This is a genomic window from Microcystis sp. LE18-22.4A, from assembly GCF_027531105.1.
Lineage (GTDB): Bacteria > Cyanobacteriota > Cyanobacteriia > Cyanobacteriales > Microcystaceae > Microcystis > Microcystis aeruginosa.
Genome location: NZ_JAPZRB010000630.1, coordinates 1 through 9,375 on the forward strand (window position 1 = coordinate 1; position 9,375 = coordinate 9,375).

8 protein-coding genes are annotated in these 9,375 nt (G+C 43.0%); 4 read left to right on the plus strand and 4 right to left on the minus strand.

Annotated features, from left to right (window positions below; all coding sequences use genetic code 11):
- Positions 1–47, minus strand: a 47-nt coding sequence (locus O9295_RS27620; protein WP_353737100.1) for a helix-turn-helix domain-containing protein, incomplete at its 3' end; no start/stop codon positions are given.
- A gap of 90 nt (positions 48–137) precedes the next feature.
- Between O9295_RS27620 and O9295_RS26850 the strand changes: the two genes are divergently transcribed.
- The 4 genes from O9295_RS26850 to dnaG all read left to right on the plus strand — a co-directional run bounded on the left by O9295_RS26850 (position 138) and on the right by dnaG (position 5,426).
- Positions 138–704: a photosystem I assembly protein Ycf4 gene (locus O9295_RS26850; RefSeq protein ID WP_008198988.1), complete on the plus strand. Its 567-nt coding sequence runs from the start codon at positions 138–140 to the stop codon at positions 702–704.
- Positions 705–732: 28 nt separating this feature from the next.
- Entirely contained in the window at positions 733–1,470 is a 738-nt protein-coding gene (locus tag O9295_RS26855; protein ID WP_288036310.1) for a peptidylprolyl isomerase, read from the plus strand.
- Positions 1,471–1,638: 168 nt separating this feature from the next.
- Complete coding sequence (locus tag O9295_RS26860; RefSeq protein ID WP_288036312.1) at positions 1,639–2,763, plus strand: beta-ketoacyl-ACP synthase; 1,125 nt, start codon at positions 1,639–1,641, stop codon at positions 2,761–2,763.
- Positions 2,764–3,545: 782 nt separating this feature from the next.
- Positions 3,546–5,426, plus strand: a complete 1,881-nt coding sequence (gene dnaG, locus O9295_RS26865; RefSeq protein WP_288036313.1) for a DNA primase — start codon at positions 3,546–3,548, stop codon at positions 5,424–5,426.
- Between the two features lie 12 nt (positions 5,427–5,438).
- Here the strand turns inward: dnaG and O9295_RS26870 are convergent, their stop codons facing one another.
- The 3 genes from O9295_RS26870 to O9295_RS26880 form a co-directional block, all read right to left on the minus strand.
- A complete protein-coding gene (locus O9295_RS26870) occupies positions 5,439–6,677 on the minus strand; it encodes a glycosyltransferase family protein (protein ID WP_079209958.1) in 1,239 nt (412 codons plus the stop codon).
- Between the two features lie 147 nt (positions 6,678–6,824).
- Positions 6,825–7,985 carry a nucleotidyltransferase family protein gene (locus O9295_RS26875; RefSeq protein ID WP_061432229.1) on the minus strand — a complete coding sequence of 387 codons (1,161 nt, stop codon included), beginning with the start codon at positions 7,983–7,985 and terminating at the stop codon, positions 6,825–6,827.
- Positions 7,986–8,691: 706 nt separating this feature from the next.
- Positions 8,692–9,375: RNA-guided endonuclease InsQ/TnpB family protein (locus tag O9295_RS26880; RefSeq protein ID WP_288036315.1), on the minus strand; the 684-nt coding region annotated here is incomplete at its 5' end.

Consider the following 9,375-nt stretch of genomic DNA (forward strand, 5'->3'; position numbering starts at 1 on the left):
TCTTGTTCGGGTGTGGGGTAAAATCGAAACGAATAGGCTTTTTCCATGTCTCACATTTTAGCATATATTTCGTAAATGTGCTAATATTTAACAGTAAAGCCGTCGTAGAACGACGGGGTTTCAGACCCAAATTTTCGATGAAAGCGCAAACAACAAGTAAAGATAGCCTGATCCTACGGCGAGAAGTAGTGGGTTCCCGTCGCCCTAGTAACTATTTTTGGGCTGTAATCGTCTCTATTGGCGGTCTAGGGTTTCTCCTCGCCGGTCTTTCCAGTTATTTGAAGGTCAATCTACTTCTCGTTAGCGATACCAGTTCCTTACAATTTATTCCCCAAGGAGTCGCCCTCCTCTTTTACGGTACTGCGGGGACTCTTTTAGCCATCTATCTCTGGTTATCTCTCCTCTGGAATGTCGGAGGTGGTTACAACGAGTTTAACAAGGAAACCGGCAAAGTTAAAATCTTTCGTTGGGGCTACCCTGGCAAAAATCGTCGCATTGATCTCGATTGGCCTCTCGAAGATGTGCAAGCTGTGCGGGCCGAAGTGCGAGAAGGACTCAACCCGAAACGGGAACTATTCCTGCGGATTAAACAGCGTCGCGATATCCCTTTAACTCGCGTCGGCGATCCGATGTCCCTCTCGGAATTGGAAAATCAAGGAGCGGAACTCGCTCGTTTTCTGGAAATTCCTCTAGAGGGATTATAGGCCTTTTTTTGCTCTTTTTGGCTATAAAATGATGAAGATAAGAAAATCTTGCTGGCTGTCTCTAGTTTGTGTTTTTTTAATCACAACGACGACACTTTTCGGCTGTTCTTCCCCGGAAGCTAATTCCACCCCCGATAATTCTAGTATCACCCAAACCTCTCAACCTGCCAGTTCGGGCAGTGTCAACATGGATAATTACAAACCCCGCTTAGATGGAACTGCCGTGGTCGAGATGATCATCAAAGGTAAACCGGTAACGATCGAAATTGATGGCAATGCAGCCCCAGTTACTGCCGGTAATTTTGTGGATCTGGTGGAGAGAGGTTTTTATAATGGTTTAACTTTCCATCGCGTGGTTACAGAACCGCAGCCTTTTGTCGCCCAAGGGGGTGATCCCCAAGGTCGCGGAACCGGTGGTTTTGTCGATCCGAAAACCAAGCAATCCCGTTATGTTCCCCTGGAAATTCTCCTCAAAGACGAAAAAGAGCCGATTTATGGGCAAGCAATCGGTCAACAGGCCACGGCGCGCACTCCCATCGTCGCTTTACCCCATAAACGCGGTGCGATCGCAATGGCCCGTTCTCAACAACCTAATTCCGCTTCTTCTCAGTTTTATTTTGCCCTGTCGGATATCAATTTCCTCGATGGTGATTATGCCGTTTTTGGTTATGTAACTGAGGGAATGGAAGTGATCGATACGATCAAACAAGGGGATAAAATTGACTCGGCCAAAGTTGTTTCTGGTGCAGAAAATCTGAAAAAATAGCGATCGGTTAGGGTGGGACCGGGCGACAATAATTTAATGTTCGCCGTCACCCGCCCAATCATTTAATATTCCGATAGCTGATAACTGATAGCTGATAACTGATAGCTGATAGCTGATAGCTGATAACTGATAACTGATAACTGATAACTGATAACTGATACCTGATAAATGAATGTTGTGGTGACGGGAATTGGGTTGATCAGTTCTCTGGGAAATTTAAGTCAGAGTTGGCAAAGATTACTAGAGGGCAAAACTGGTATAACTAGGCAACAACCCTTTTCTGATTTACCCGCTTTACCCTTGGGTTTAATCGGTCACAAACCGGCATTTTTAGAGGATTTAACCAAAATTGCCCTGATTGCTGCCCTTGAAGACGCTCAATTAACCCCTCCCTTAAAGGATTGTGGTGTCACTATCGGTTCTAGTCGCGGTTGTCAGGGTTTATGGGAACGGATGGCAGCGACGGGAATAGTAGAAAACTGGTTAGATAGTTTACCCGATCGCGCCTCGGTATTGACCGCTAGATTGATAGAAACCGGCGCCCCAGTCTTAGCACCCATGGCGGCCTGTGCCACGGGCATCTGGTCGATCGCTCAGGGTGTAGAATTAATCAAAATGGGAGAATGCGATCGAGTTTTAGCCGGGGCGCTCGAAACCCCGATCACTCCCTTAACTTTGGTGGGATTTGAACAGATGGGAGCTTTGGCGAAAACGGGCTGTTATCCTTTTGATAGAGCTAGGGAGGGCTTGGTTTTGGGGGAAGGTGGCGCGATTTTAGTCCTTGAATCGGAAGAACTGGCTTTAAGCAGAAATGCCCCCATCTACGGGCAAATTTTGGGCTATGGTTTTACCTGCGATGCCGATCATGTCAGCGCCCCAGCGGTGAATAATCGTAGTGCTACCAAAGCCATAGAACTATGTTTGCACAGAAGTCAATTAAGAAAAGATGAAATTAATTACATTCACGCCCACGGCACTAGCACGCGTTTAAACGATGAACGGGAGGCAAACCTGATCGCCAGCATTTTTGGCTCGCAAGTGGCTGTAAGCTCGACAAAAGGGGCAACAGGACACACTTTAGGGGCTTCGGGGGCATTAGGCGTGGCTTTTTGTTTAATGACCCTGAAAAATCAGCTAATTCCCCCCTGTGTCGGTGTGCGCGAGTCACCTTTTCAATTAAATTTAACTAGATCGGCTGTTAATTTTTCCCTGCACAATTGTCTCTGTCTTAGTTTCGGTTTCGGAGGACAAAATGCAGCTATCGCAGTGGGGAAGTTTTTCAGTGATCAGTGATCGGTAATCAGTTCTTTCCCTGCCGGTCTCTGCATTTTTAACAAAACTTAACAATTATGGGCGAAATTTTGCTGGCTTTTGTCGGGAGATTTTGAGATAATATTTTTAAAAGATTTTATTCATAATGGGAATATTTGAACTTGTAAAAATTTGCACGGATTCCCATTATGAAAAAAGCATAGCACAAGCCGCCGCCAAAGTCAAGTCCTTTCTTATTACTTATGGGTGCGAATTTCCAGGAGTCAAAAAGGGCCTTAGTGGGGGTGGTAGGTGTTGGGGAGATTTTTCAGTGATCAGCGATCGGTAAACAAAGACGGTGGGAAACTTCTTATTTAATACTGCTCACTTAATATAAGTAGGGAGGCACAATTATGGCTCTCTTAGGTTTGGTGGGTAAAATGTATTCTAAGATACAGTCCTGCTGGCGAGCGAGTGGAAGGAACCACAAAGACACAAAGGACACAAAGATTGAGCGCTCCTATATAAGTTAAACTTATCACACAAAGAAGAAGAGAGCCCAATTATTTGTAGGATGGGTTAGGGGTAGCGTAACATGAGCGGGTGTTGGGTTTCATGCTTCAACCCAACCTACGTTCTTAGTTTCGGGTTCGGAGGACAAAATGCCGCCATCGCAGTGGGGAGATGGGGGAGAAGGAGAGGGGAGTGGGAATTATGAATTATGAATGATGAATGATGAATTGGGGAGACGGGGAGAATAAATAAAAGCAAATCTCCTGATAACTGATAACTGATAACTGATAACTGATAACTGATAACTGATTATGGATACACCGCGACTACATCCGGACACGATCGAAGAAGTTAAACAAAGAATTGATATTGTGGATTTAATTTCCGAGAGAGTCGTCCTCAAAAAAAGGGGACGGGAATACGTCGGTTTATGTCCTTTTCACGAGGAAAAATCCCCCAGTTTTACGGTTAGTCCTGCCAAACAAATGTATTACTGTTTTGGCTGTGGTGCGGGGGGAAACGGGATTAAATTTCTTATGGAAGTGGGAAAACAATCTTTTAGTGAAGTGGTTTTCGATCTTGCTAGAAGGTATCAAATCCCGATTAAAACTCTGGCAGTAGAACAGCGTCAGGAATTAGAACAGAAATTATCCCTCAAGGAACAATTATACGAAATAATGGCCGTGGCGGTGAGTTTTTATCAACACGCCCTTAGTCAACCTCAAGGGGAAAAAGCGTTAGATTATCTCAAGGTACAACGACAACTAACCGCAGAAACTATCGCTAATTTTCAACTGGGATATTCTCCGGAAGGTTGGGAAACTCTCTATCGTTATTTAGTGGAACAAAAGCGCTATCCTGTGGCTTTAGTGGCACAAGCGGGATTAATTAAAGCGCGTCAAAATGGTAGTGGTTATTACGATCAATTTCGAGATCGTTTAATGATTCCTATTTTTGATAGTCAAGGACGAGCGATCGCTTTTGGTAGTCGCACTTTAGGTAATGAGCAGCCAAAGTATCTAAATTCTCCCGATACTCCTCTATTTGAAAAGGGAAAAACTCTCTTTGCTCTTGCTCGAGCTAAACAGGCAATTATTCAGCAGGATTTAGCGATAGTTGTCGAGGGTTATTTTGATGCGATCGCTCTCCATGCTACTGGTATTAGTAATGTGGTTGCCTGTTTAGGAACAGCTTTAAGTCAAGAGCAAATTAAATTACTTTTGCGCTACAGTGAAAGTAAACAAATAATCTTTAATTTTGATGCTGATCAAGCGGGAATTAAAGCGACACAAAGGGCGATCGAGGAAATTAACTCCCTAGTTTATTCGGGACAAGTTAACCTAAAAATCCTCAATCTTCCCGATGGTAAAGATGCCGATGAATTTCTTAAATCTCGTGCTGACGGGGTGAATAGTTATCGAGAACTAATCGAAAAATCTCCTTCTTGGATTGATTGGCAAATCTCGCAAATGTTGGTTAATAAAGATTTAAAACAGGGACTACATTTTCAACAAGTAGCCAATAGTATGGTGAGTTTACTGCAAAAGTTAATCGATAGCAATCAACGCACTTTTTATCTAGATTATTGTGCTGAAATTTTGGCTCAAAAAGATGCAACTCGTTTGCCTTATATTTTAAAAAATCTCTCAAAGCAGGTTAATAAACCTCAGGGAAAATCTCTGGCAATCAAGAGGAAAAATATTTTAGATAAATCCGAAAAAAATAGCTCGGAAAAAGCCGAATGGTTATTATTATTAATCTATCTCCATTATCCTGAATATCGGGAAAGAATTTTAGAATCTTTGGATGAAAAAGATTTAATTTTTAATCTCCCGGATTATCGTTGGTTATGGCAAGTAATTCTAGAGTTAGAAACCCAAATTACTAAACCAAGAGATTTGATGTCATCTTTACAGAATCATTTATTGATGATCACCACAGACAAAAACCGTGATTTTAATTCTTTATTTCACTTAAATGAACATACCAGTCAGGAAATTTTGCAGCCAGAAGAACAGATCAAAGATGCTATTATAGCTATGGAAAAAATTAGTTTAATGGAATATCGTCGCTACTGTCAAGAACAATTAATTAATTCTGGCGACAGCAATCAAAGGGAATTTTATCAGCAGGAATTTTATCAAACTGTTAATAAATTAATCGAAATTGATCCTCTCTACCAACAAGCTTAATTCTCTAATTGATTAGAAGCTAGACAGTTGTTCGGCAATAATAGATACTAACTTATCCACTGCTCCTGCTTGCCCGCGCACTGCCCGCAATTTTTGCCGGATAGCCTCTAATTGTTGGGGATTTTCTAACCAAGATCTAGCCATATTTGCCACTTCTTCTGGTTGTAATTCCCCCAATAATTCCGGAACAATTTCGGCACCAGCCCAAATATTTGGCCAAGCATATAAACGCTTTTTCCGCAACATATAGAGATTAATTATCTTAGCAAATAAAGAGCCAACCCCCGGCAGTTGGGCTAATAAACCGGGTAAACCGTCCCAAGTTCTCATCGCGTCTAGTTGCTGAGTCGGTAGTAAAATAATCATCGGGATTGCCAGCGCCCCTAATTCGGCAGTATTAGCACCCACCGTCGTTAAAGCTAAATGACAGCGAGAAAGCTGGTTATGGGCGGGAAAATCGGTAATTAGGTCAACTTTTACCCCCTTATCTGTTTCTAGATAGGGTTTTTCACCGTTTTTTAATTTGGCAGCACTCCAACCGGTTTTAGTGATCATCGGATTAGAGCTAGGATCGGCAAATTTCGCCAAATAAGCTAAATTTAGGGTAGGAGCGACGGGAATTAAGAATTTAGTCCGGGGATCCTGCGCGTGTATCTTTTCGGCAATGGCTAGGGTTAGGGGTACACCCTGAGCTAATTTCGAGGGTTTGGAACCCGGGAGAAGTGCAATTAAGGTAGCGTCATCAGGGGTGATAGCATTGGGCAAATCCACCATTAAATCGCCGATAACGGTAAATTTATGCTGATATTGTTGGGGAATATTATTTAATACACTTGTATTCATCACGGCAAAGCGATCGATCCCCCGATACCAACGCGCTTCCCATTCCGCATAGATAACGGTGCGATAACCCAAACGTTTACCGATGGTGAGGGCAAAAAATTGATCGCCCCCTAAAAATAAAACGATGCCCTTGGGGTGCCAATCCCAATTATCGGCGGTTTTTCCCCAGAAAAGAAAATTAAAGAAGTTTTCTGGCGACTGGACTCGATCGACCTCCGGATATTTCCTAACTACTTCCGTTTCCGCCCCCATAGAATGAGTACAAGGGGAAAGAATCACCGAAATCCGCAACAGCGATCGATCTTCTGTTAAGTTTTGTCGCAATCTCTTGACAACTGGACGCACCCATGTAGATATTTCTCCTGGGCCATTAGAGAGAATGAGAAGATCAACAGGAGAATCAAACATGATATGTGGTGAGGTAGGAAGTTTTCGTTTTGGGGAGACAGTATTCAGGAGTCAGGAGACAGTATTCAGGAGACTATTTTTATTTGTTTTCCCCTCTCCCTTCTCCCTCACAACGCGCGCGAAGTGGTTTCCCTGTTGGGGTGTTGCCTACTTGCCATTGAATAAAGAACGAATTGCTTGATGTTTAGGGTGATCAAATTCTGGGGGAACCTTGCGGGTATCGGTAATCAACCAATCCAAGGCTGCCGCTTCCACATCGATCGCCGCGCCGGTTTTGTCAACACAGTAGCGCCCAAAGACCAACTTATCCACCAAACGCGCCCCTGAACCGAGGCGAGAATATTCAAAAATAACGCTATTATCCACCGTCGCGCCGCCACAAATCCAACAATTCGGGCCAATCATACTCGGACCGACAATTTTCGCCCCGTCTTCAATGCGCGTCATTGCCCCGATATACACAGGTCCGGTGATATCGACTCGATCCCAGTTTACCCCCACATTTAAGCCCGTGTAGATGCCCGGTTTGACTTCGATGCCGGGGATAGCAACATTTTTAATTTTCCTGGATAACACCCCGCGAATTGCCTGCCAGTAGTCGGGGACTTTACCGATATCCACCCATTCAAAATCCATGTTTAAAGCGTAGAAAGGCGCAGCTTTAGCGACTAATTGGGGGAATAATTCGCCCCCGATGTCGTATTTACTATTAGGGGGAATAAAATCAATGATTTCTGGCTCAAAAATATAGATACCCGTGTTAATGCAGGTACTTAAAGCTTCATCGATGGCCGGTTTTTCTTGGAAACTGAGAATCCGTCCCTCCTCGTCGCTAACTACCACCCCATAACTGGATACTTCCTCTCTGGGGACGGTTTTGGTGACAATAGTGGCGATCGCTCCCTTTTCCCGATGCCATTTAACGGCTGCGGTTAAATCAAGATCGATCAGCGCATCACCACAGAGAACCACAAAAGTATCGTCAAAAAAGGGATTAAAATCTTGAATTCGTCGTAAACCGCCCGCCGATCCCAGGGCATCACCGATTAACTCTCCCTCTTCGATTCTACCCTCGAAAGAATAGCCGATATGCACCCCAAAACGCTGACCATCGCGGAAATAACTCTCAATTTCTTCGGCTAAATGACTAACATTGACCATGATCTGATCAAAGCCATGCTGTCGCAACAGTTCCAACAAAAACTCCATCACCGGCTTTTGTAAAATCGGGATCAGGGGTTTGGGAATCGTATGGGTAATCGGACGGACACGAGTTCCTTTGCCTGCCGCCAAAATCATGGCTTTCATCGATATTTATTTCCTTTTGCGATCGAGGTTTGTAGTTAAATCATGCCTAGTGTATCATTACCGGCTCGGAATCAGTGGTTATCGATCCTCTTGGGGGTACCTCGAAAAATAGATTTACTTCAGCATTGCACCGCCTGAAACCCTGATCAAACCTTGGTTTACTCTCAATTAGTGCGAAGATTTTCTCAATAAGTCCAATTGATCGAGCTACCCCTTGAGTAATTGATAACGGGAAAAAGTGAGAGATTTAACCCAGATTACACTGATGGACAAAATTAACAAATCAACTTTGCTGTAACTCATACTACTCAGTCCTCTAGGCTAAGATGATCAAAAAAACGCAAGTTTTTAAATTGATGGGCAAAAAAAGTTTAATTTTAGCCAATAACCAAGGCGTTATGTCTAGGCTACCTCGAAAAATCGAATTTTGAGGGACGGAGCGCCTTGTTAGTTCTTGAAAATAATTCCCTCTTCATCAATGTAGATCAAGGAGATTTCCTCGACCAACACTTTGTTAACAAAATCTTTTATTCGAGGTGTCCTTGAGCATTAGATCAACCTAGACTCCTTGCCTAATTTCCCCAACAATCCGGTTAACCCCAAGAAGTCTAGGCGAAAAATGGTGAGCAAAAATTTGACTACTTGAGATATTGACACTCCCGTCGCGCTTATGCGAGGGATTCTTGGTTCACTGACTCAAGTTGTCTTAGCAGGTATTTCTACCAACCAAAATAGAGCTTAAATCTCCCCAAGCGTTTAGGTCTGACGACCAGCTTCCGATATGCCCTATCGTAGCTTTTTTGAGTATATTTAATGCCGCCATCTTGTCCCTATCTTCTATATACCCACACAAACAAACATGAGTTCTGACTGATAGAGACTTTTTGACTAACCGACCACAATTAAGGCATTCTTGACTTGTATAGGCTGGATTAACTGCAATAGTTAATCGGCCGTATTTAATACCAAAATACTCTATCCATTTTCTTAATTGCGACCAACCCGCATCATTAATACTCTTAGCTAGTTTTCGATTACGCACAAGGTTCTTGACTTTTAAATCTTCGTAAGCTATCAAGTCGTTTGACTGAATTAAACGGAGTGCCAATTTTTTAGCAAACTCTTCTCGTTGCCTACTTACTTTTAAATGTCCCTTGGCGTACTTTTGACTAGCTTTTTTGTAGTTATTAGACTGCTTTTGTCCTCTCTTAAACTTTTTCGACTTTCTTCTATTAAGTTTATTAAGACGCTTCTCGGCTTTTCGATAATACTTAGGAGGCTCTACTGTATTCCCGTTACTGTCAGCATAAAGATATTTTAACCCCATATCTAATCCTAGGCAATGACCCGTCGATTCTAATTGTGGGGTTATATCTCTAGCATCGAGTTT